The organism is Candidatus Ponderosibacter sp. Uisw_141_02 (genome assembly GCF_048087665.1).
Taxonomy (GTDB): domain Bacteria; phylum Pseudomonadota; class Alphaproteobacteria; order Puniceispirillales; family Puniceispirillaceae; genus UBA3439.
Genome location: NZ_CP159807.1, coordinates 1,263,315 through 1,286,207 on the forward strand (window position 1 = coordinate 1,263,315; position 22,893 = coordinate 1,286,207).

Annotated in this window: 17 protein-coding genes and 1 pseudogene; 6 read left to right on the forward strand and 12 right to left on the reverse strand. The window is 51.4% G+C overall.

Going from position 1 to position 22,893, the window contains the following annotated elements; translation table 11 throughout:
• Window positions 1–29 precede the first annotated feature (29 nt).
• Both oxc and ABXT40_RS06445 read right to left on the reverse strand, forming a co-directional pair.
• Window positions 30–1,741: pseudogene (gene oxc / locus ABXT40_RS06440) on the reverse strand (oxalyl-CoA decarboxylase).
• 101 nt (window positions 1,742–1,842) lie between these two features.
• Window positions 1,843–2,574, reverse strand: coding sequence for a GntR family transcriptional regulator (locus ABXT40_RS06445; RefSeq protein WP_443644810.1), 732 nt, complete (start codon window positions 2,572–2,574; stop codon window positions 1,843–1,845).
• Between the two features lie 354 nt (window positions 2,575–2,928).
• On the opposite strand from ABXT40_RS06445, the gene sucC reads away from it, so the two are divergent.
• Both sucC and sucD read left to right on the forward strand, forming a co-directional pair.
• The gene (gene sucC / locus ABXT40_RS06450; RefSeq protein WP_443644811.1) at window positions 2,929–4,122 is read left to right on the forward strand and encodes an ADP-forming succinate--CoA ligase subunit beta; all 1,194 of its coding nucleotides are present in this window, start codon (window positions 2,929–2,931) and stop codon (window positions 4,120–4,122) included.
• Between the two features lie 4 nt (window positions 4,123–4,126).
• Window positions 4,127–5,029, forward strand: a complete 903-nt coding sequence (gene sucD / locus ABXT40_RS06455) for a succinate--CoA ligase subunit alpha (RefSeq protein ID WP_443644812.1) — start codon at window positions 4,127–4,129, stop codon at window positions 5,027–5,029.
• Window positions 5,030–5,153: 124 nt separating this feature from the next.
• Here the strand turns inward: sucD and ABXT40_RS06460 are convergent, their stop codons facing one another.
• The 3 genes from ABXT40_RS06460 to ABXT40_RS06470 form a co-directional block, all read right to left on the reverse strand.
• Window positions 5,154–6,245, reverse strand: a complete 1,092-nt coding sequence (locus ABXT40_RS06460) for a ketopantoate reductase family protein (protein ID WP_443644813.1) — start codon at window positions 6,243–6,245, stop codon at window positions 5,154–5,156.
• A gap of 253 nt (window positions 6,246–6,498) precedes the next feature.
• Window positions 6,499–9,282, reverse strand: a complete 2,784-nt coding sequence (gene fdhF, locus ABXT40_RS06465) for a formate dehydrogenase subunit alpha (RefSeq protein ID WP_443644814.1) — start codon at window positions 9,280–9,282, stop codon at window positions 6,499–6,501.
• A gap of 7 nt (window positions 9,283–9,289) precedes the next feature.
• The gene (locus ABXT40_RS06470) at window positions 9,290–10,981 is read right to left on the reverse strand and encodes an NAD(P)H-dependent oxidoreductase subunit E (RefSeq protein WP_443644815.1); all 1,692 of its coding nucleotides are present in this window, start codon (window positions 10,979–10,981) and stop codon (window positions 9,290–9,292) included.
• 331 nt (window positions 10,982–11,312) lie between these two features.
• Between ABXT40_RS06470 and ABXT40_RS06475 the strand changes: the two genes are divergently transcribed.
• Window positions 11,313–12,305, forward strand: coding sequence for an NAD(P)H-quinone oxidoreductase (locus tag ABXT40_RS06475; RefSeq protein ID WP_443644816.1), 993 nt, complete (start codon window positions 11,313–11,315; stop codon window positions 12,303–12,305).
• 45 nt (window positions 12,306–12,350) lie between these two features.
• On the opposite strand, the gene otnC is transcribed toward ABXT40_RS06475, so the two are convergent.
• The 6 genes from otnC to gph all read right to left on the reverse strand — a co-directional run bounded on the left by otnC (window position 12,351) and on the right by gph (window position 18,054).
• Window positions 12,351–12,995, reverse strand: coding sequence for a 3-oxo-tetronate 4-phosphate decarboxylase (gene otnC, locus ABXT40_RS06480; protein ID WP_443644817.1), 645 nt, complete (start codon window positions 12,993–12,995; stop codon window positions 12,351–12,353).
• Window positions 12,992–14,245, reverse strand: coding sequence for a 3-oxo-tetronate kinase (otnK, locus tag ABXT40_RS06485; RefSeq protein ID WP_443644818.1), 1,254 nt, complete (start codon window positions 14,243–14,245; stop codon window positions 12,992–12,994). The genes otnC and otnK overlap by 4 nt, the downstream gene beginning before the upstream one ends.
• Before the next feature lie 138 nt (window positions 14,246–14,383).
• Window positions 14,384–14,998, reverse strand: a complete 615-nt coding sequence (locus tag ABXT40_RS06490) for a glutathione S-transferase family protein (protein WP_443644819.1) — start codon at window positions 14,996–14,998, stop codon at window positions 14,384–14,386.
• Window positions 14,999–15,038: 40 nt separating this feature from the next.
• Window positions 15,039–16,136 carry an Ldh family oxidoreductase gene (locus ABXT40_RS06495; protein ID WP_443644820.1) on the reverse strand — a complete coding sequence of 366 codons (1,098 nt, stop codon included), beginning with the start codon at window positions 16,134–16,136 and terminating at the stop codon, window positions 15,039–15,041.
• A gap of 105 nt (window positions 16,137–16,241) precedes the next feature.
• On the reverse strand, window positions 16,242–17,339 hold the full coding sequence (locus ABXT40_RS06500) for an isocitrate/isopropylmalate dehydrogenase family protein (protein ID WP_443644821.1): 1,098 nt from the start codon (window positions 17,337–17,339) through the stop codon (window positions 16,242–16,244).
• A 52-nt stretch (window positions 17,340–17,391) separates the two neighbouring features.
• Complete coding sequence (gene gph, locus ABXT40_RS06505; RefSeq protein ID WP_443644822.1) at window positions 17,392–18,054, reverse strand: phosphoglycolate phosphatase; 663 nt, start codon at window positions 18,052–18,054, stop codon at window positions 17,392–17,394.
• Between the two features lie 276 nt (window positions 18,055–18,330).
• Between gph and ABXT40_RS06510 the strand changes: the two genes are divergently transcribed.
• Both ABXT40_RS06510 and ABXT40_RS06515 read left to right on the forward strand, forming a co-directional pair.
• A complete protein-coding gene (locus ABXT40_RS06510) occupies window positions 18,331–19,512 on the forward strand; it encodes a CaiB/BaiF CoA transferase family protein (protein ID WP_443644823.1) in 1,182 nt (393 codons plus the stop codon).
• Window positions 19,513–19,523: 11 nt separating this feature from the next.
• Window positions 19,524–20,273 carry an enoyl-CoA hydratase/isomerase family protein gene (locus ABXT40_RS06515; protein ID WP_443644824.1) on the forward strand — a complete coding sequence of 250 codons (750 nt, stop codon included), beginning with the start codon at window positions 19,524–19,526 and terminating at the stop codon, window positions 20,271–20,273.
• On the opposite strand, the gene ABXT40_RS06520 is transcribed toward ABXT40_RS06515, so the two are convergent.
• Window positions 20,263–20,988, reverse strand: a complete 726-nt coding sequence (locus tag ABXT40_RS06520; protein WP_443644825.1) for an alpha/beta fold hydrolase — start codon at window positions 20,986–20,988, stop codon at window positions 20,263–20,265. The genes ABXT40_RS06515 and ABXT40_RS06520 overlap by 11 nt on opposite strands.
• 487 nt (window positions 20,989–21,475) lie before the next feature.
• Between ABXT40_RS06520 and ABXT40_RS06525 the strand changes: the two genes are divergently transcribed.
• Window positions 21,476–22,807, forward strand: coding sequence for an FAD-binding oxidoreductase (locus ABXT40_RS06525; protein ID WP_443644826.1), 1,332 nt, complete (start codon window positions 21,476–21,478; stop codon window positions 22,805–22,807).
• Window positions 22,808–22,893 lie beyond the last annotated feature (86 nt).

Consider the following 22,893-nt stretch of genomic DNA (forward strand, 5'->3'; position numbering starts at 1 on the left):
GTCTAAACCGGAATGCCTTGACTCTGGTGCTATTTCTTTGAAACCACACTTTGTGGATTTAGGTTACCGATGCGACCACTTTCCGTACCGGCATTTTCGTCAATGACAGCATTGACCAAGGTTGGCTTGCCACTGTCCATTGCCTCATTCACCGCGCGTGTCAGCTCATCCGGTGTCGTCGCATAAACGCCAACACCACCAAAGGCAGCCATCATTTGGTCATAGCGGGCATCTTTGACAAATACGGTAGGGGCGACATCTTCGCCACCTGTCGGGTTTTGATCGGTACCGCGATAGATGCCGTTATTGTTGAACACAACAACACAGACCGGCAAATTATAGCGGCAGATCGTTTCGATCTCCATGCCAGAAAATCCAAAGGCACTATCGCCTTCTACGGCCAAAACGGGCAGGCCAGTCTCGACCGCCGCGGCAACAGCTGCGCCCATGCCGATACCCATAATGCCCCATGTGCCAACATCAAGACGCTTGCGCGGCTTAAACACATCAATGATGCTCCGCGCGAAATCAAGGGTGTTTGCCCCCTCATTCACAAGGATCGCATCAGGACGCTGCTTGACGATCGTGCGAAGCGCACCAAGCGCACTATGGAAATCCATTGGCACTGTGTTGCTCATCAGCTTGGCTGACATTTTTTCCAGATTTACATCTTTGCGCGTCTGGATATTGGCAATCCAATCGGCAGGAACGGCTGGCCATTTATCGCCCATCGCCTTGCTCATGGCGCTCAAGCAAGATCCGATATCACCAACGACAGGTGCCGCAATCTCGACATTGCTGTCCATTTCGCGCGGCTCGATATCAACCTGAATAAAGCGTTTCGATCCGGGCTCGCCCAGCTTTTGCCCTTGCCATGTGACAACAGCCAATTCAAACGCGCGCCAACCATGACCACGACATCGGCTTCTTTCAAGACCAGCGAACGTGCGGCACCGGCTGATTGCGGGTGATCATCAGGCAGCAGACCTTTGGCCATGCTCATCGGCAGATAGGGAACGCCACTTTTTTCAACAAAGCTGCGCACGATTTCGTCTTCTTGCGCATAGGCAGCGCCTTTACCAAGAATGATCAATGGACGTTTTGCGCTTTTCAGCACATCAAGCGCACGCGCAATCGAGTCAGGTGATGGCAATTGCTGCGGTGCTGGATCAACGACTTTGACAAGTGATTTCTGGCCTTCAGCCGCATCCATGACTTGGGCGAATAATTTGGCTGGTAGATCAAGATAAACACCGCCCGGACGACCTGAAACTGCGGCACGAATGGCGCGGGCAACAGCAATGCCGATATCTTCAGCGTGAAGAACGCGGAAGGCCGCCTTACAAAGCGGCTTGGCAATGGCCAGCTGGTCCATTTCTTCATAGTCGCCCTGCTGCAGATCGACAATCTCACGCTCGGATGAACCACTGATCAAGATCATTGGGAAACAATTTGTGGTGGCATTGGCAAGCGCGGTCAGACCGTTCAAAAATCCCGGCGCCGACACGGTTAGGCAGATGCCCGGCTTTTTGGTTAGATAACCGGCAATCGATGCTGCGTTACCGGCATGCTGTTCATGACGAAAGGAAATCACCCGCATGCCCTCAGCTTGGGCAATCCGGCCAAGATCGGTGATCGGAATGCCCGGCACACCATAAATTGTGTTGATATCATTGAGCTTAAGCGCGTCAATAACGAGGTGAAAACCGTCGGTTAGCGCCTGTGTCTCGGATGAAGTCATTTTTTGTGTCTCCTTGGTGTCTTCAAAGTAAATATAAAAAGTGATCGTTACGCTTTTGGTCGGAACTGCGGCTTGTTTATTTTGTTATGGCAGATGACCGTTTATGTTTTTTCTGATTTCGCGATTTCAGCGCGGGCTTTTCCTTTATTTGCAAGCCGCGTCCATCTTTCCCGGATATGATCATGCAAACGCATGGTATGCTCGCGCACCAGCCGCGACGCCAATTCACTGTCGCGCGCCTCAAGCGCTTCGATAATTTCCATATGATCGGCAACTGAATGGGTGGCGCGATTATTTTCACCCATTGCCCGACGCCGCACCGCAAACATATGCGCAAACAAACCATCGGTTGTCGACTTTAATAGCGGGCTGCCCGATAGATCAAAAATGGCCTGGTGGAATTTGATATTAGCATCTGAATATTCGCTCAGCTCGGCCTTTGACGCGGTCGCGCTGTGGCGCATGGCAAATTCACGCAACGCTTTAATATCGGCCTCGGGGGCAATGCGCGCGGCGATATGCGCTGCCATGCTTTCCAGCGCAGCCCAAGTGACGACCATATCCAGAATCTCTTCCAGAGTTTTGCGATGAATGAAAACGCCCTTGCGCGGCAAAATCTCGACAAGGCCATCTTGTGCCAATCGCGCCAAAGCTTCTCGGATCGGCGTTCGTGAAATACCAAGCTGCTCGGCAAGCCGGCGCTCATCAAGGCGCAGCTCTTCATCGGCATCATAAATATCAGCTTTTAAAATGCTTTCACGAAGCACATCATAAATGTGATCTTTCAAGGTGAAATTGATCGAAACAGGCTTTAGTTTGACGTCAATTGCCATCAATTCCTCCCCTGCAATTTCCGGCCTAGACTAATATAACTTTTGCGATATTACGCACTTTATCTGGTATACCTTACACCTGACACAACACTCGTCAAGCGGTTTTTGGGGTTATTATTTAACGATAGCGCTTGCTATTAGTGGTGTGTGGTATACCATATAACATGGAAATATTGCAAAATATGAGGCAAAGCAACGATCCGATCTAACCAATATGTCACAAGGCAGTTTCACCAGAACTGTTCCGTAAAAAACTTTTGTGCTTTTTTGTAGGAATATGTGACAACAGACCGGTCGTTGCAATTTTCGTGGCTTTATCACACAAGGCCACATAGCGGGAGAAAGACAGTAACAATGAATATCCATGAACATCAGGCGAAGAAAATTTTACAAACATTTGGTGCGCCCATTGCTGCTGGCGTTGCGATCACCAGCCTCGACCAAGCCGAAAGCGCGATTGCATCCCTTCCCGGCCCAGTTTGGGTGGTCAAAAGCCAGATCCATGCTGGCGGACGCGGCAAGGGAAAATTCAAGGAACTTGGCGCTGATGCCAAAGGCGGGGTTCGCGTCTCTTTCTCGGCCGAGGAAGCGCTTGCCAATGCTGTTGAAATGTTTGGCAAAACCCTCGTTACACAGCAAACCGGCCCGAATGGCAAAGCCGTCAATCAGCTTTATGTCGAAGATGGCGCCGATATTGACCGTGAATTATATCTGTCGATTCTTGTTGATCGCGAAACCGGCAAAACCTCTTTCGTTGCCTCAACCGAAGGCGGCATGGATATTGAAACGGTTGCGCATGACACGCCTGAACTGATTCATTCGGTTTGCATCGACGCCAGCGCTGGCTGTACTGATGCCAACGCGGCAACGCTTGCCGACGCTCTCAAGCTTGACGGATCAGCGCGCGAACAGGGCATGGCGCTTTTCAAGAGTCTATACGAAGCCTTCGTTAGCAAAGATATGAGTCTTTTGGAAATCAACCCGTTGATCGTCACTAAATTAAATGATGTTCAAGTGCTTGATGCTAAAGTGTCTTTTGATAATAACGCGCTGTTCCGGCATCCCGATGTTATGGAATTACGCGACATTACTGAAGAAGATGAAAAAGAAGTCGAAGCCTCAAAATATGACCTTGCCTATATTGCTCTTGATGGTGAAATCGGCTGTATGGTCAATGGTGCCGGTCTTGCGATGGCCACAATGGACATCATCAAGCTATATGGCGCCGAGCCAGCAAACTTTCTTGATGTTGGCGGCAGCGCAACAACCGAACGCGTTACTGCAGCCTTTAAAATCATCACCGCTGATCCAAATGTAAAAGGGATTTTGGTCAATATTTTTGGCGGCATCATGCGTTGTGATGTTATTGCCGAGGGCGTTGTCCAAGCGGCCAAGGATATCAATCTTGAAGTACCTTTGGTGGTTCGCCTCGAAGGTACCAAGGTCGATGAAGGCAAAGCCATTATCAACAGCAGTGGGCTGAATGTTATCGCCGCCGATGATTTGGATGATGCAGCTCAAAAAATTGTCAAAGCAGTGAAAGGCTAAGCACATGTCGATTCTCATTAACAAAGACACTAAAATCATTGTGCAAGGTCTGACTGGTAAAACCGGCACATTTCACACTGAACAGGCATTGGCCTATCATGGCACGCAAATGCTCGCCGGAACCCACCCAAAGAAAGGTGGCCAGCAATGGACTAGCGCCGATGGGCAAAGCCTGCCGCTATTTGCCACTGTTGCCGAAGCCAAGGACGCCACTGGCGCCAACGCCTCGGTTATCTATGTTCCACCAGCAGGCGCTGCGGCTGCGATTGAAGAAGCGATTGATGCTGGCATTGATCTGATTACCTGTATCACCGAAGGTGTACCGGTTCAGGATATGGTACGGGTAAAGGAAAAGCTGGATAAGTCGAAATCACGCCTGATCGGGCCAAACTGCCCGGGTCTGATGACACCTGACGAATGCAAAATCGGTATCATGCCGCCAAGCATTTTCCGCAAAGGCTCGGTTGGCGTGCTGTCACGCTCTGGCACTTTGACCTATGAGGCAGTCTATCAGACATCAATGGCGGGTCTTGGTCAGTCGTCAGCTGTCGGCATTGGCGGTGATCCGGTAAAAGGCACTGAATTTATCGATGTTTTGGAAATGTTCCTTGCTGATGATCAAACCGAATCGATCATCATGATTGGCGAGATTGGCGGATCAGCCGAAGAAGATGCGGCGCAATTCCTGATCGACGAAGCCAAAAAAGGTCGTTCAAAGCCGATGGTTGGCTTTATCGCTGGCCGCACCTCACCGCCTGGCCGCACCATGGGTCATGCTGGTGCCGTTATTTCAGGTGGCAAGGGCGGTGCTGATGAAAAAATTGCGGCGCTAGAAGAAGCAGGAGTGCGCGTGTCACCGTCTCCTGCCAAACTTGGCGTCACGCTTGTGGATGTGCTGAATGGCTAGATCAGCATCTCTCCATCATAAACAAAAGGGGCGATACCAATGGTACCGCTCCTTTTTAATATCCATTGCTTATGTTTGAATCAGCCTGCCAATGATCGGTGTCAGGCACGCTGGCTTGCCGCCTTTACGCGACCTCAAGCGCCTTTGAGCGGCTTTGGGCAACATTAAAAAAAGGCACCTCAAACCGGTTGGCATCAAGTCGGTCATTCACAATTGCGACAGTCTCATCAAGAAGATCATTCTGCATGCCGATGCTGGCAGCAACCCGCTGCACCAGCAAATCAACACGCTCGATCGTCTTGGCACCACCATCAATCGCGCGCGCGGCTGAGGACGGCTTTAACAGGCTGCTAGCTGCATTTGCATATTTGTCAAACGGCACCTGATCAGCCGCATCTGCGCCAAGCGCCCGTGCCAGCGTGTCAACCCACGCATACATTTCCGCCGAGGCAGCAAGATCGCCATGAACAGCATCGCGAATTGCCCGCACGCCGTCACGCTGGACGCATTGATAATTGCCGGTCAAAAGCATGCTCCATTTCGCCATTGGCACAAACAGACTGTCATAGATGCGCAGCTTTACCGGCACATCCTTGCCATCAACGGTAACCGCGGCAATATCGGATTCAAGCTGGCGAAGCATTGCATTATGCGCCGGATCAGCAAATACAGCTGCCTTAAAATTAGTTGGCAGACCAACATGAAGAATATTGGTGCCTTCTTCAGGGGGGCGAAAGGCCTGAGGGTCAGGGCTGCAAAGCGACATCAGACCGGGCTCGAAATCAGCCCAAACCGACGCATCATCATAGCACATGTCAAGCGGCGCCTCAGCCAGCGCATCGATACGGCGCAAAAATGGCAAAGGCGGCATATTCATGATCGACAAGCATGGCTTGCGGCTGGCGGCAATACGCTGCATCAAATCGCGTACCTGCGGTTCGGAATATTGTGGTTCCTGCATTGCAAGGCTGATCATGTCATAATCTTCAGGCCGCGCATCAGTCGGTGTGACCGCATCAAGCGTGCCAGCAAGATCACGTGACCGAAACACCCGATGGCTATCTTCATCGCGCAATTTGATTCTGACTTCAGTGCCCCCATCGTTGATCAGCGCGGCCGATTTGCTGCGGCAAATCAACGTGACATCATGGCCAGCCATCAATAGCTTTGTTGACAGAAGTGAGCCATATGAGGCTCCTAAGATCAAAATTTTCATGGTTCGGAACTCCTCTTCACTGCGGCATGATCGCAAACGCCTAAGCCGTTCTAGCAGTTAACTTCAGTCTGACCTGATCTAGTTTTAACCGCTGAAGTGAAGGATCCAAAGGAAAATAGTGAAAAAATGAAAATTGTAAATTTTTTACATTTTCATTTTACTTTAGTGCAAAACCCAACAAAAACCCCGATCACCGGTAATTGTGATCGGGGCTGTGTTTTTGGATCGCGTCAAATGATGCGGCATACCGTGCCTATTCGGCAGCAATGCCCCTCGTGGCAGCAACCCGACAAGCGGCAAATTTGAACTCAGGTATCTTTCCAAATGGATCGACAACCGGATTAGTCAAGATATTCGCGGCAGCTTCGACATAGGCGAATGGCACAAAGACCATGTCTTCAGCAACCGCACGATCGGCACGCGCCATGATCGAAATTGATCCGCGCCGCGTTTCAATCGTTATCATGTCACCAGCCTCGACGCCCAATCGGCGAAGGGTGCGAGGATGAAGTGAGGCATTTGCCTGCGGTTCAACAGCATCCAGCACTGTGGCACGGCGGGTCATTGATCCGGTATGCCAATGCTCGAGCTGGCGGCCCGTTGTCAAAATCATCGGATATTCTGTATCAGGTGTTTCGGCTGGTGCGATAATGCTTGCAGGGGTAAATCTAGCCCGTCCATCGCTTCGCGGGAACCCATCACCAAACACGATCGGCTGCCCCGGATCAGTCTCATTCAGTGATGGGTAGGTGACAACATTTTCAGCGGCCAAACGATCCCATGAGATATTATCGAGTGATTTCATCGATAGTTTCATTTCGGCAAACACTTCGCGCGGATGCGTATAGGTCCAATCAAGACCAATGCGTTTGGCAAGCTCGATGGTAATCCACCAATCTTCACGGGCGTCACCTGGCGGTGCAATGGCCGGACGACCCATTTGAACCTGACGGTTTGTATTGGTCACGGTTCCAGTCTTTTCTGCCCACGCCGATGCTGGCAAAATCACATCAGCATAATTGGCGGTTTCGGTCAGGAAAATATCCTGCACAACCAGATGATCCAGCTTGGCAAGCGCCGCCCGCGCATGATCGGCATCAGGATCGGACATGGCCGGATTTTCACCAAGAACATACATCGAAGTAATATCACCATCATGGATCGCATCCATGATTTCGGTCACGGTCAGGCCTTTTTCTGGCGCGATCGACTCTGAATGCCAAATTTCATTAAAGGCCGAACGCACACCATCATCGGCAACGCTTTGATAATCAGGAAGGAACATTGGAATCAAACCCGCATCAGATGCACCCTGAACATTGTTCTGGCCGCGCAGCGGGTGCAAGCCGGTTCCTGGACGCCCAACCTGTCCACACATCAAAGCCAGCGAAATCAGACAACGTGAATTATCGGTTCCGTGGATATGTTGCGACACGCCCATTCCCCAGAAAATCATCGCTGATTTGGCACCGGCAAAATCGCGCGCGACAGCACGAAGCGTTTCCGCCTCAATACCGCAGAATTCAGACATTTTCTCCGGCGAAAATTCTTTGAGATGCGCTTTCATCGCGTCCCAGTTTTCGGTAAAGCTCTCGATATATTGCTGATCATAAAGCTGTTCTTCGACAATCACATGCATGATGGCGTTCAGCATTGATACATCGGCACCCGGGCGGAATTGCAGCATATGCGCAGCATGACGTTTTAGCCCCTGCCCGCGCGGATCCATCACAATCAATTTACCGCCACGTTTGGCAAATTGTTTGAAATAGGTTGCCGCAACCGGATGGTTTTCGGTTGGGTTGGCACCAATCACAATGGCGACATCGGCATTTTCAATTTCGTTAAAGGTTGCCGTAACCGCAGCCGAACCCACATTTTCCAGCAAAGCCGCAACCGATGAGGCATGACATAGCCGCGTGCAATGATCGACGTTATTATGGCCAAACCCCTGACGGATCATCTTTTGGAAAAGATAGGCTTCTTCATTCGAACATTTTGCTGATCCGAAACCGGCAATGCGCTTACCTGAAATATCGCGATGCTTGATAAAGCCGATTGCCGCCACATCCAGCGCTTCTTCCCAGCTGGCTTCGCGAAAATGCGTCAACGGATTTGCCGGATCAACATTCAGCCCCTTTGCTGGCGCATCATCACGCCGGATTAATGGCTTGGTCAGGCGGTGATCGTGATGAACATAGTCAAAACCGAACCGCCCCTTTACACAAAGCCGGTTTTCGTTAGCTGGGCCATTCACCCCCTCAACATATTTGATTTCATCACCCTTGATTTTAAAGGATAGCTGGCAACCAACCCCACAATAAGGGCAAACTGACTGGACTTCGCGATCGAAATCTTTGCTATCGCCATGCTGTGCATCATCAAGAACGCTTGCCGGCATCAAAGCACCCGTTGGGCAGGCCTGAACACACTCACCACAGGCAACGCAGGATGATTGCCCCATCGGATCATTCATATCAAAGACGATCTGCGCATCAAGACCGCGTCCGGCCATGCCAATCACATCATTCACCTGCACTTCACGACAAGCGCGAACACAAAGGCTACAATGGATACAGGCATCCAGATTCACACTCATCGCCACATGACTATCGTCAAGTAGCGGAACATGACAGGCATCACGCGCCGGAAAACGGCTTTCAGACACGTTATTCAATGCGACCATATCCAGAAAATGTGATGACGCATCATGCGGCTGTTCTGGCTGATCTGCGGCCAGCAATTCAACCACAAGCGCGCGTGATTTCTCGGCGCGTTCGCTTGCCGTATTCACTACCATGCCATCTTGTACCGGCCGGATACAAGAGGCAGCCAAAACGCGCTCACCCTCGATTTCGACCATACAGGCACGGCAATTGCCATCCGAGCGATACCCGGGCTCGGGCTTGTGACACAAATGTGGAATCAAGGTTCCTTGGGCTTGTGCCGCTTCCCAAATGGTCGCGCCTTCTGGCACGGAAATATCCTTACCATCCAGCTTAATGGTTACGGTTTTTTGCGGCGTTGAATCTAGCATGGGGGCCTCAGCAAACTTCTTCAGAGAAATGTTTCATCGTTAAACGAATAGGGTTCGGGGCAGCTTGTCCCAATCCGCAGATGGACGCGTCCTGCATCACATCACACAGATCCTGCAACAAAGGCTGATCCCATTTATCGGCTTGCATCAGCTGAACCGCCTTGCTGCAACCGGCGCGGCATGGCGTGCATTGACCACAGCTTTCATCTTCAAAAAAGCGAAGCATATTCAGCGCCGCGTCACGCACCCGATCTTGATCCGACAACACCACCACCGCGGCCGACCCAATAAAGGTGCCAAGCGGTTGCAATGTATCAAAATCAAGCGGAACGTCATTCACGCTGGCAGGCAACAGGCCCGATGATGGACCACCCGGTTGATAGGCCTTGAAAACATGACCTTCGGCCATGCCGCCAGCCGCCTCAATAATATCGGTAATGGTGGAACCGGACGGCAAAAGATGCACACCGGGATTTACCACACGGCCCGATACTGAATAGCTGCGAAGACCTGTCCGCCCGTTCTTTTCAACCGACGACAGCACCTCTGGTCCTTCACGGCAAATGCGGGCAATCCAATGCAGCGTTTCGATATTATGCACCAATGTTGGCCGGTTAAAGATACCAACCTGTGCGACATAAGGCGGGCGGTGACGCGGCAATCCGCGCTTGCCTTCAATCGACTCAATCATCGCGCTTTCTTCACCGCAGATATAGGCACCAGCACCACGGCGCAAATCAATATATCCCTTTGCCACCAAACCGGCATCTTCTAGCCTTGCAATTTCATCAGCTAGAATTTTCAGCACAACCGGATATTCGTCACGCATGTAAATAAAGCAGGTATCGGCCTCGACCGCCCATGCCGCAATCAACATACCCTCAAGGAACAAATGCGGCGTCCGCTCAAGATAATAACGGTCTTTAAACGTACCTGGCTCGCCCTCATCGCCATTGACGGCAAGATAGCGCGGTCCTTCGGCAGCCCGCACAAAGCCCCATTTTTTGCCTGACGGAAATCCTGCCCCACCAAGCCCGCGAAGGCCACTTTGATTCACCAATTCCTGGACCACCTGCCAATCACCATCAGCACGAAGCGACTCAAGCTTGTCATAACCACCGGTCGCCCGATAGGCCGCCAAATCCTGATATTCGGTTACATGCGGATGTGTGTCATCTGCCGCAATCGCAGCATCGACCTTTTCGACTGTTGCAGAATCAATATGATTATGACCGATTTCCAGCACCGGCGCGGTGTCACAGCGTCCCATACATGGCGCGCGCAAAACCCGCACCTTGGTTGGATCGAGACCATCTTCAAGCGCTGATTTCAACGCCTGCGCACCGGCCAATTCACATGACAGCGAGTCACAGACACGAATCGTCAGTGCTGGCGGCGGCACGTCACCATCTTTCACGACATCGAAATGCGCATAAAAGGTGGCAACTTCGTAAACTTCGGTCTCCGCCATGCGCATTTCTTCAGCAAGCGCATTGAGACTCTGCACGCTAAGATGCCCATAGTGATCCTGAATCAGATGCAGATGCTCGATCAGTAAATCGCGTCGTCGAGGCCGGTCACCAAGAAGCGCCCGAACATTTGCCAAGGCAGCATCATCAACCTGCCGACCTTTTGGGGTTTTTCGCCCTTTTCCAGGAGCCGATTTCCAAACCCCAATATCGCCGTCAAAAGTATCCACGTAAATCTCCTAATTTGCGCAGAAAGTGTCACATTTCGCGCACGCGCCGTCAAATACATTATTTGGTATACCAGAAATAAAATCTACAGCAACCAATTGGTTGCCAGTTTAACTTATGACTGACTTTCTAATTTTTTCATACAGAAACCGACATGTTGTGATCCGATGAACGCCGCGCCAAAAAAATCGGCACATGCCATGAATTGACGGATAATGATAGCTGCGCTAACACATAGCCGGATAAGAGCGATGCAAACAGCCCTAACCACGCCAAAAAAATGCAATTTTACCCCGTTTTATCGATCAGAAGCCGCTTTAAAAAGGACATATCATGACCCTATCAACGCAAATGACCGTTATTGAAATGCGCGAGGCTGGCGGCCCTGATGTTCTTGTCACTGGCAAGCGTGATGTGCCGCAGCCGCGTGCCGATGAGGTTTTGATCAAAGTGACCGCCGCTGGCGTCAACGGGCCTGATCTTGTGCAACGCCGTGGCCATTACCCGCCCCCGAAAGGCGCGTCTGATTTATTAGGTCTTGAAGTATCAGGCAAGGTCGTTGCCATTGGCGCGGCGCAAACGCAATGGGCGATTGGCGACCATGTTTGCGCCTTAACCAATGGCGGCGGCTATGCTGAATATGTTGCGGTAACGGCAAGCCATTGCCTGCCAATTCCGGCAGGCGTGTCTGACATTGATGCCGCTGGTCTTCCCGAGACCTATTTTACCGTCTGGAGCAATGTGTTCTTTCAGCAGCAAATGAAACAAGATGGGGTTTTTCTTGTTCATGGCGGCGCTGGCGGCATTGGCTCAACAGCAATTCAGCTTGGCACGGCAATGGGATTGCAGGTGTTCACGACGGCTGATTCGGATGAGGCCTGCGCCTATTGCGAAGCGCTTGGCGCGAAACGAGCCATCAATTTCAAACAAGATGATTTTGTTCCGATTCTACGTGAGGCCGGCGGAGCCGATATCATTCTTGATATTATTGGTGGTGATTATGTGGCGCGCAATATCAAAGCAGCCCATGCCGATGCGCGGATTATCCAGCTTGCGTTCAATCTGGGATCAAAAATGGAAATTGATCTGATGCCGGTGATGCTGAAACGCCTCACCCTTACCGGATCAACATTAAGGTCACGCCCTGAGGCTTTTAAATCAGCAGTTGCCGCCGATCTCCAAAAGACCGCATGGCCTTTTTTCATTGCGGCGCCAGCGCAATTACGCGCGACGACCTTTACCAGCTTTGATCTGGCTGATGCAGCAAAAGCGCATGAATTGATGGAATCGGGAACCCAGCGTGGCAAGATTTTGCTGACGATATAATTTGCATCATCGGGCAGCGACTCTATATCCATCACGAAGGCAGCGTTAATCCCATTCAACGTCAAAATGGGTAACAACGTCACGAATTTGCGCGTCATTAAGTCCGCGTGCCGGCAGCCCGCGCAATAAAAGCGCCAGCCTTGCCGTCTCTTCTAATTCTTCAACCGCATAAACGGCGGCTTCAAGCCCCTTGCCTGCGACCACCGGCCCATGATTGGCAAGCATCACCGCGCTATGTTTTCCGGCAAGCCCCTTAATGGCATTGGCAACGGCAGAATCACCCGGCCGGAAATAAGGAAGCAGCGCAACCTTACCAAGCCGCATCACCGAATAGGCGGTCAGTGGCGGTAGAAAATTTGCCCCATCATCAACAGGCAAGGTCGACAAAGCCACCGAATGGGTTGCATGAAGATGCACAATCGCACCAGCTTGCGACCGGCTGTCATAAAAAGCGGCATGAAGCGGCATTTCCTTGGTTGGCGGATCACCCGATATCAATGTTCCGGTCGCATCAAACCGGCTTAGCCTTGCCGGATCCAGCCTGCCAAAGCAAATATCAGTTGGCGTCACAAGAAGCCCGCCATCGTCACACCGAACCGAGATATTCCCACTTGACCCCACGGTAAGCCCGCGATCAAACATTGATTTCGCCAATTGGCAAATCTGTTCACGAAGCTGGGCTTCGGTCATTTTTCACCTCCTGCCAAAATCGCTGCAGCATTTTCAAAAAAATCATCAGCGCCAAAATTCCCTGATTTCAATGCAATCGTCAGATTTGGTCCGGCGCGCATCGCTGGTACGCCAGGGTCAATTTCCGGCCCCATTGATAGGGCGTTCAGCCGCAAAGCCTCGACAACCGCGCCCGAGGTTTCCCCGCCAGCAACAACCAGACGTTCAATCCCGGCGGCAACAAGCGCAATGGCAATATCACCAAATAACTTATCAAGCCGGTCCGCAACCGCCTTCATCCCAAATTCTGCCTGCACCTTCTGAACCGCGGTTGGCGATGCCGATGAATAGAGTATCGGCAATCCGTCTTGCGCCAAAAGCCAATCTACCAAGCCTTCAATTGTCACCTCACCCCGCATCACGCCAGCGACATCAACTTCATATTGCGCACCAGTTTTGGCATGGGTGGCAATCTGGTTTCGGGTTGCCTCAGAACATGACCCACTTAGAATGGCGCAGCGTCCGGCCTGCCCTTGCCAATACTGCTTTATTACCGAAATCTGGCCGGTTTTGGCAAAATTTGCCGGCAAACCCATCGCCACACCCGACCCGCCAGTGACCAAAATCAGATCACGCGCCGCAGCCCCAATCGCAATCAAATCATCGTCATGAATCGCATCAACGACGATGAGATGGCGGCCGTCACGCGCCTCAGCGGCAAGCGCTTCACGAATTGCATCACTGCCTTTCGCAACAATCGCCATTGGCACATGCCCAACCGCACCAACGCTTTGGCGACCCAGAACATGGCGAAGATCAGAGTCGCACATTGGCGTTAGCGGATGATCTTTCATCGGGCTATCTGACAGCAATTGATCCTTGATGAAAAGATGGCCTTGGAACACCGCGCGTCCGGTTCCAGGAAATGCCGGACAAACAATAACCGCGTCAGCCGCCAATGCAGATGCCAGCGCCTCTGCCACCGGCCCAATATTGCCGTCATCGGTTGAATCAAATGTAGAACAATATTTGAAGAAAAATTGTTTGCAGCCCTGATCTTGTAGCCATTTCAGTGCCGCTAGCGACTGCTTGATCGCCTCGGCCGCGGGGATTGAACGTGATTTCAGCGCAATCACCCCCGCCTCGACCGATGCATGTGCTGGCAGAGATGGCACGCCACTATATTGCACAACCGCCATTCCGGCCTTTGCCAATGTGTTGGCAAGGTCACTTGACCCCGTAAAATCATCACCAATACAGCCAAGCAACATCGCGTCAAATCACCTTTTTATATTCAATTCAAAAATGCCTTCTGGCTTTTTGCAGCATATCATGCCAACCGGCAACTACCAGCATGAAGTCGGTATTTACTGCCTTTGCCTAATGGGATTGCAAAAGACAGCGACAAATTAGGCGTGAAGTTCAAGTACGCGCTGCATTGACGGGCGTTCCCGCATCAAAGCGTCATGCGCCCTGATTTTGGCGAATGGATCAAGATCGACCCCATCATCTTTGAACCAGCGCGTTACCAGCGCCATATAGGGATCACAAAAGGAAAATTTATCACCAAGAACATATGGCCCTTTGAAATAATAGGCTTCGATCATCTGCGCATATTCGGTCATGTTTTCCTTGACCTTGGCGCGCATTGAGTCATGTGCTGCTGGGTCATCGGTCCAGCGAGCGCCGCGATGTTTATGCGCATGCGCAACATGAACCGTTGATGCCATGTAGCTGTTAAAGGCCTGCGCGATGGCAAATTCAAACGGATCGCTTGGTGCCAGATCATGCTCGGGGAAACGCTGTGCCAAATAAACAAGAATGGCAGGTGTTTCGGTCAAAACCCCGTTTTCGGTAACAAGTGACGGCAACCGCCCTTTCGGATTTACCGCTAAATAGGCTGGCGAGCGTTGCTCACCTGTCATGAAATCAATACGAACCGCGTTATAGTCGGCACCAATATCTTCAAGCAGAATATGCGGCGCATAAGCGGCAGAATTTTTTGCATAGTAAAAGGTCAACATATTGCAAGCCTCTTTGGGGTTAGCGTTTCAGGTTATCATTTTAGTTTATGGGTTTTGCTTCCCGGTCTACCTGCGGCAATTCAGCCACGCCATGATCGGAAGCCAATTTGGCAAGAAGCGCAAGATCTGATGCAGCAAAAGGAATGCCGGTCTTGCGCCGTTTAGCCTCAAGGCGTGATTCAATTTCACCCGGCATCAAGATTTCGTCAAATCCATCGGCCAGCGGGTTAGTTTTGATCCGGCCGACAAGCGTGTCCATCCGCTCGCGAAACCCCTGTTCAGTGACAAAAATTCCGGGTTTCAACGCCATGAAGAAATGCCCAACATTTTGTGGCCGATCCCAGACGGTATATTGATCTGGAACATCACCACCAAAATTTGCGCCCGAAAAAACCCCAGCCAAAATTTCCATCAGCATCGACAGCCCCGACCCCTTATAGCCCCCCATTGGCAAAACAACACCGCGAAGGGCGGCGGTTGCATCGGTCGTGACTTGGCCATTTTCGTCAAGCGCATAACCCTCGGGGATCGGCTCGCCGCGTTTTTCGGCAAGCCTAATTTTACCACGCGCCGCCACCGCAGGCGACATATCCAAGACAAAAGGCGGCAGCTTGCCAGCGGGTGCCGCCGCGCCAAACGGGCTGGTGCCAAGCAATCCTTCGCGCCCACCCCATGGCGGCATAGCCTTTGACGCATTGGTAAACACAAAAGCAAAATAACCAGCCTTGACCGCCTGCAAAAGATAGGTTGCCGCCATGCCAAAATGATTGCTGTTTCGCGCCGCAACAACACCAACACCGCAGCTATCTGCCATCGTGATGGCTTCTTGCATGGCCCTACGCCCGACAAGAAAGCCAAAGCCATTATCACCATCAAGCGACGCGCAAGCCGCAACCGGTTTTTCAAGCTTCATATTTGGCACCGCCTTTACCAGCCCGCGCTGAACCCGCTCAACATAAACCGGCAGCCGTGAAAGCCCATGGGTTTGCACCCCGCGAAGATCAGCCTCGACAAGACATTCAGCAATGATGGTGGCATCTTCGTTGCTAACCCCCTGTCCGGCCATGATCATGGTCGCAAAACGAACCGCATCATCTGACACGACATAAGATTGAGACATTTGATCAGGCTTTGACATTATCGGTACTCTTTGTTGCTGATTGCGGTAAATACGGCCTTCGCAAGCCTTACATGACCGGCATCATCGCCGCCAAGCAAGGGTCAAATCGGCTGAACTGATAAATTATGGTTTTTTGATCATCACCAAAAGCCCATCGGTAAAGGCGGTGGTGCCAAGCGGCCCACCCAAATCTGCGGTTCGCGTGCTGGCCGTCGCCACCGCCTTTGTAATGGCCTGTTCAATCGCATCAGCCGCCGCCTGAAAATGAGGGGCTTCGCGCCGCTCGCCAATCCATCGAAGCAGCATCGCCGCCGAACCGATCAAAGATGATGGGTTGGCCCGATCCTTTCCGGCCAATGACGGTGCCGATCCATGCTGTGCTTGCGCCATGGCAAATTTTTCACCCGCGTTCAATGATGCCGCCATCCCAAGGCTACCCGCAATTTCCGACGCTTCATCCGACAGGATATCGCCATACATATTTGTCGTGACGATCACATCAAACTGGCTAGGGTCCCGAATCAACAGCGCCGCCATGGCATCAATGATCTGTTCTTCATATTCAAAATCGGGAAATTCACCCCGAACTGCGCGAACCGCCTCAAGAAACAACCCATCAGATACATGAAATACATTCGCTTTATGAACAACGGTGACTTTCCGGCGACGCTGTGCGGCCAGTTCAAAGCCGGTTCGGGCAATCCGCGTTGAGGCCTGACGCGTGATTTTTCGGACCGACAAAGCCATATCTTCGGTTGGCATAAATTCGGCACGCCCGAAAAACATCGAACGGTCTGAATAAAAGCCTTCGGTATTTTCGCGGGCAATCACCAGATCAACCTTGTCGCCAACACGCGGCGGTAAACCCTCATAAGATTTTGCGGGCCTGATATTGGCATAAAGATCCAGCTGTTTGCGCAAAAAGCCCGATGGGTTGATCCCGCCTTCGCTGGCTGGGGGGTAATCAATGGTCGAAACCGGCCCCAGAACGATGCCATCAGCCGCCTTTGCGGCATCCAACACTTTATCCGGGAATGTCGTTCCCGATGCCGCCAAAGACACAAAGCCGATATCTTCTGAGGTAAAGGTCAAATTCAGGTCAAAACAATCATCAACCGCTTGCAAAACACGGCGGGTCGCCGCGGTGATTTCGGGGCCGATACCATCTCCGTCAAGGCATAATATCTGCACCGGATCCAAGCTGTTTTTTGACGCTGCCATAAAGATTTGTCCTTTCTTATTTCATGGGCTAAACAACCACAAAACTAGTAATCTATTCCTTATTATTAAGATTAATTATATCTAATAAATCACTATATTCATTGAAGTAATATTCTGGATTTAATGTTTCTATACTGCTGGTTCGATAGCCTTTGGTAAAAAGTGCAAAGGGCTGGCCAGCGGCGGTTGCCGTTTCGCGGTCGATCTCGCTATCGCCAACAAACAAACACGATGTCACATCTAAAGACGCCATGGCATGAAACAGCATTGCCGGATCAGGCTTGCGGCTGGCAAGCTGATCGCCGCCGACAATCGTATCAAAAAACCGTGTCAAACCAAATTGATCTAGCACGATTTTGGTTGGCGCTAACGGCTTGTTCGTGCAGATACCAAGGCGAAAACCGGCATTCCGCAGCAAGCCAATCGCATCAATAGCACCATCAAATATTGTTGTTAATTTTGCCGAATCTGCCGAATATAGACGCAGAAAATCGGCCAAAGCACCGGAGCAAGATGCCTCATCATTTGGCAAATTCTGTGCCGTTAGGGCGCGCACAACCAGATTGGCCGACCCCTTACCGATAAAGCCACGCACCGTTGCAAGCGCCAGTGGAGGCGCATTACGCAATTGCAAAACGTCGTTCAACGCCGCATGAATATCACCAAGACTGTCAATCAAGGTGCCATCTAGGTCAAAAATGACGGCTTTTTTCACGCGCAATAATCTCCGTTGAAAAGCTGGCTTTGGGTCAAGCCAGCAAGGCTCGGCAGGACAGGCAGTCTCTAAGGGATGAAATCTTAGCCAGCAATTGCGTATTTGCCGAATGATTTTTGCGCCGTCATAGCAGTTTTCCAAAACATTCGGTAATCACGACTAGAAATGATTGCGTAATTCGGGAATATTAACGCGCGAACCGCCTGTCTTTTTCATAATTTCAAAACAATGATGATTTGCCATAAATTGGCATCTGTATGTTTTTAGGAGTGTTTCATGTCCAATCCGTCGCCATCAGCCCTCGCCCCGTTGGCAAATGTTCGGGTTCTTGAGCTGGGTCAAATTGCTGCTGGCCCCTTTACCGCATCGCTATTGGCCGATCTGGGTGCCGATGTTGTGAAAATTGAACGACCCGATGGCGGTGATGGCATGCGGCAATGGCCGCCGCTCAACAAAACCGAAGATGGCGGCGCCTTTAGTGAAAATTTTGCCTCGGTCAACCGCAACAAACGCAGCGTTGCGCTTGATCTGAAAAGTCCTGATGATATTGCTCTGCTGAAATCGCTTGTCGCGAAAACCGATATTCTGATTGAAAATTACCGGCCCGGGGTGCTTCCCCGCCTTGGGCTTGGCTATGATGATCTGAAGGCGGTTAATCCGAAAATGATCTATTGTTCAATTTCTGGCTATGGGCAAACCGGCCCCTATGCCAGCAAAGGCGCCTTTGATGTAACGGTTCAGGCCATTGCGGGCATTATGAGCGTTACCGGCGATGCGGGCGCACCACCCGTCAAATGCGGCGTGCCAATTGGCGATTTTTGCGCTGGGCTTTATGCTGGTTTCAGTGTTCTTGCCATGCTTCGCAAGGCTGAACAGACAGGCCAAGGCGCGCATATTGATTGTTCGATGCTGGGAAGCCTGCTTGGCGTATCAGCCCTGCAAACAAGCGAGTTTTTCGGCAATCAAATTCCGCCTGAACGCCTTGGCTCGGCGCATCCGCGCAACGCTCCCTATCAGGCATTTGAAGCCGCCGACACGCATTTTGTGATCGCCGCTGGCAATGATAAATTATGGCATGAGGTTTGCGCCGCCGTTGGCATGGATGAATTGGCAAGTGATGCACGGTTTCTAACGCAGGCCCACCGGGCGAAAAACCAAACCATTCTTGTTGATATTCTGGCACCTGTTTTTAAAAGCCGCAGCGCTGCCGACTGGCTTGAAGAAATGGATGGCCGTAACGTGCCTTGTGCACCAATCAATGATTTTGCCGAGATTTTGCGCGACCCGCATGTCCGGCATATGGGGCTGGTGAAACCGCTTGATCTTCCCAATGGCGCCAAGACCAGCAGCGTTGGCTTTCCAATCGCGATTACCGGCGTTGATACAAGCCGCATGCAGCCACCACCGGCGCTTGGCGCCCATAATGATGAAATCATCGCTGACTGGCTTGGGAAATAGGATACAGTAATATGACACAAACCATATCACAAAACCCTGTTATTATTGAATATAATGGATCAGTTACATGGCTTCGTCTAAACCGGCCTGACCGGTTAAACGCGGTGAATGCCGCTATGATTGAGGGGCTGATTGACGGTTTGATCGCGGCGCGTGATCGTGGCTCAGATCTGGTGGTTTTTGCTGGTGAAGGCCGCGCCTTTTCGGCCGGATTTGACCTTAGCGGGCTTGATCAGCAAAGCGATGCTGATCTGCTATATCGGTTTGTCCGGGTCGAACAATTGCTGCAAATGATCTATCAATTGCCAATGACCAGTGTGGCGCTTGTTCAGGGGCGCTGTTTTGGTGCCGCTGCCGATATTGTGGCATCTTGCCGCAAACGCATTGCCACCCCTGATGCCAGTTTCCGCATGCCAGGCCTACAATTTGGTATTGTTCTTGGCACCCGCCGTCTTGCCCACCTAATTGGCGCGGACGCCGCGTTTGATTTGCTGGAAACATCGCGCATTTTTACCGCTGGTGACGCGCTGGAAACAGGCTTTCTAACCGATGTCCAGCCGGCTGAAGATTGGGCCAGCCATATCGACAAGCTAGCTATAGATGCTGGCAATCTTGGCGATGATGCCAAAACTGCCCTTCTTTCTGCAACGCGTGATGATCGCGGGCTTGACCATGATCTCGCCGCGCTTGCGCGATCGGCTGCCAAGCCCGGCTTAGCCGACCGGATTCGCGCGTTTGTCGCAACACAGGTTAAAAAATAGCCGTATCCGGCGCAGCATGCCGCGCCAGCAATTCATTGCGGTCAGGCCAGTTATCAACTTTCACCTGATCGAAAAAAGCCGCTGACTCAGCATTAAAGCGCTGTGGGTCTTCTAGATTCAGCAAATGCCCCGATTTTGGCCAGATGGATAATCCGGCACGCGGCATCACCCGCTTTAACCATAGGTTCGTATCAAGGCATGGATCATCCTCATCACCAACCATCAGCAAAACCGGCGTTTTGACCGCGGCGAATTCAGCCTCAAAATCATGTAGGCTTGGCCGCGCCGCCTGCACCATCTTTTGCGTTAGACCAGCGCCAATGCCCGGATGTTCAGCAAGCTGTTCGTAAAAAGTTAACCAAGCCGCATAATTCTTTTCAGGAAGCTGGATAGGGTTATGACCATAGGCCATGTGATCAGCTGGCATGAAATCAGCGGCCATCGCCACATCAGCAAGCGTCATACATTTGTTGATAAACTGATCGCGTCCAGCCGGAAACGCGCCCGAACCGCCACTTGCCGCAACCAATGACAGCATAAGGTCAGGATGTTGCAAACACATCATCAGGCCGGTAAAAGCCCCCATGCTAAGCCCGACAAAATGCGCTTTTTCAATGCCAAGCTTGTTGAGAAGCGCCACCACATCATCAAGCGTTTTCTGCCAGCCATAATCGGCTTGGTCACTGGCACATCGGATGGTGGATAGCCCCTGCATGACAAAGCGATGCAGCGATAATTTGCCGAAAAACAGCCCATTTGCAGTTGCCAGCTGCGAATATCGCCGCCAAATTCATGCAAAAAGACTACGGCCTCGCCACTGCCATATTCCTCAAAATAGAGCTGATGCCCCTGTGACACAAAAAAAGCCATATTGTGTTCCCGATTATCAATTCCAGATTATGATCCATGCCGGATCTGCTTGACGGCATTGGGGTGAAATCACCGAATGAACAGCCCAATGCAATTGCATAAAAAACCCTAAACCAGTTTTCAAAGACTGCCAATTTTTTCAAAACTGGATTATTGGCTTTACTGACTGGCTTGCATGATTTTGTGCGCTTTTGCGCTTTTTGAACTCCGTGATATGCTTATCACCATCATCTGGGTTATGCTTTTGCACCATTCGACCAAACACTTTTTTCAGGGCAATCACTTTGTTTGAACAGCAAAATATCAACCAAGCAATAAGCATTTTAAAACAGATGTTTGGAGATCGCCTTTCAACATCTGAATCAGTTAGAGAGCAACATGCTCACACCACAACATGGATTGCCAACCAGCCGCCTGACGCCGTGATCTTTGCAAAAACCACCGACGAAGTTTCGTCAATCTTGAAGATCTGCCATGAATGCGGCTGTCCGGCCATTGCCTTTGGGACGGGATCATCGCTTGAAGGTCATGTGAACGCCCCTTTCGGTGGCATCTCGATTGATATGTCGCATTTTGACTCAGTGCTTGCTGTTCATCAGGCTGATCTTGATGTGACCGTACAGCCGGGTGTCACCCGCGAAGGGTTGAACCAGCATCTTCGCGATAGCGGCCTGTTTTTTCCGATTGATCCAGGCGCAAATGCGAGCATTGGCGGCATGGCGGCAACGCGCGCCTCTGGCACCAATGCGGTACGGTACGGCACGATGAAAGATAATGTTTTGGGGCTAGAGGTGGTGCTGGCCGATGGGCGCGTGATCAAAACCGGTGGGCGGTCACGCAAATCGGCCGCAGGTTATGATTTAACACGGCTTTTTATCGGCTCGGAAGGCACGCTTGGCATTATTACCGAATTAACGCTTCGTTTGCATGGCATCCCTGAAATGATCGCTGGCGGCATTTGTTCATTTCCAACCATCCGCAATGCCTGTGACGCGGTGATCGAAACCATTCAGCTTGGCATTCAGGTTGCGCGCATTGAAATGCTCGATCCGTTACAAGTCCGCGCCTGCAACGCCTATTCCAAACTTGATCTGCCCGAAGAGCCGCTATTGCTTGTTGAATTTCACGGCAGCCCCAACGTGGTTCATGATGACGCCACTCGCTTTGCTGAAATTTGTGCCGATCATTCGACACGGCCTTTTTCTTGGTCTAGCGATGCCGATAAACGGCAAAAGCTTTGGAAAGCTCGCCATGACGCGCTTTGGGCAGGCTATGCGCTTCTTCCGGGCGGCACTGGCTTTGCAACTGATGTCTGCGTTCCGATTTCGCGGTTGGCCGAATGTGTGGAAGACACAATTGCCGATATCGCGGCGCATGATCTAACCGCCCCCATTCTTGGGCATGTTGGCGATGGTAATTTCCATGTTCTGCCACTTGCCATGCCTGATGACACCGAAATGCAGGCAAAAATTGGAGCCTTTTCAAGCCGCCTGACCGAACGCGCCATTGCGCTTGGCGGCACCTGCACTGGCGAACATGGTATCGGACAGGGCAAAACCGCCTATCTTCGTGCCGAAATGGGTGGTTCAGTTGACGTTATGGCCGATATAAAGGCGACCTTTGATCCAAAGCATATTTTGAATCCTGGCAAATTATTTGGATAAAACCATCTTGATGACGTTATTCAGATGATCGGCAAAGACGCTGGCAAGACCATCATGCCGCCGCGCCTTCACGTCGCCGCTCCACT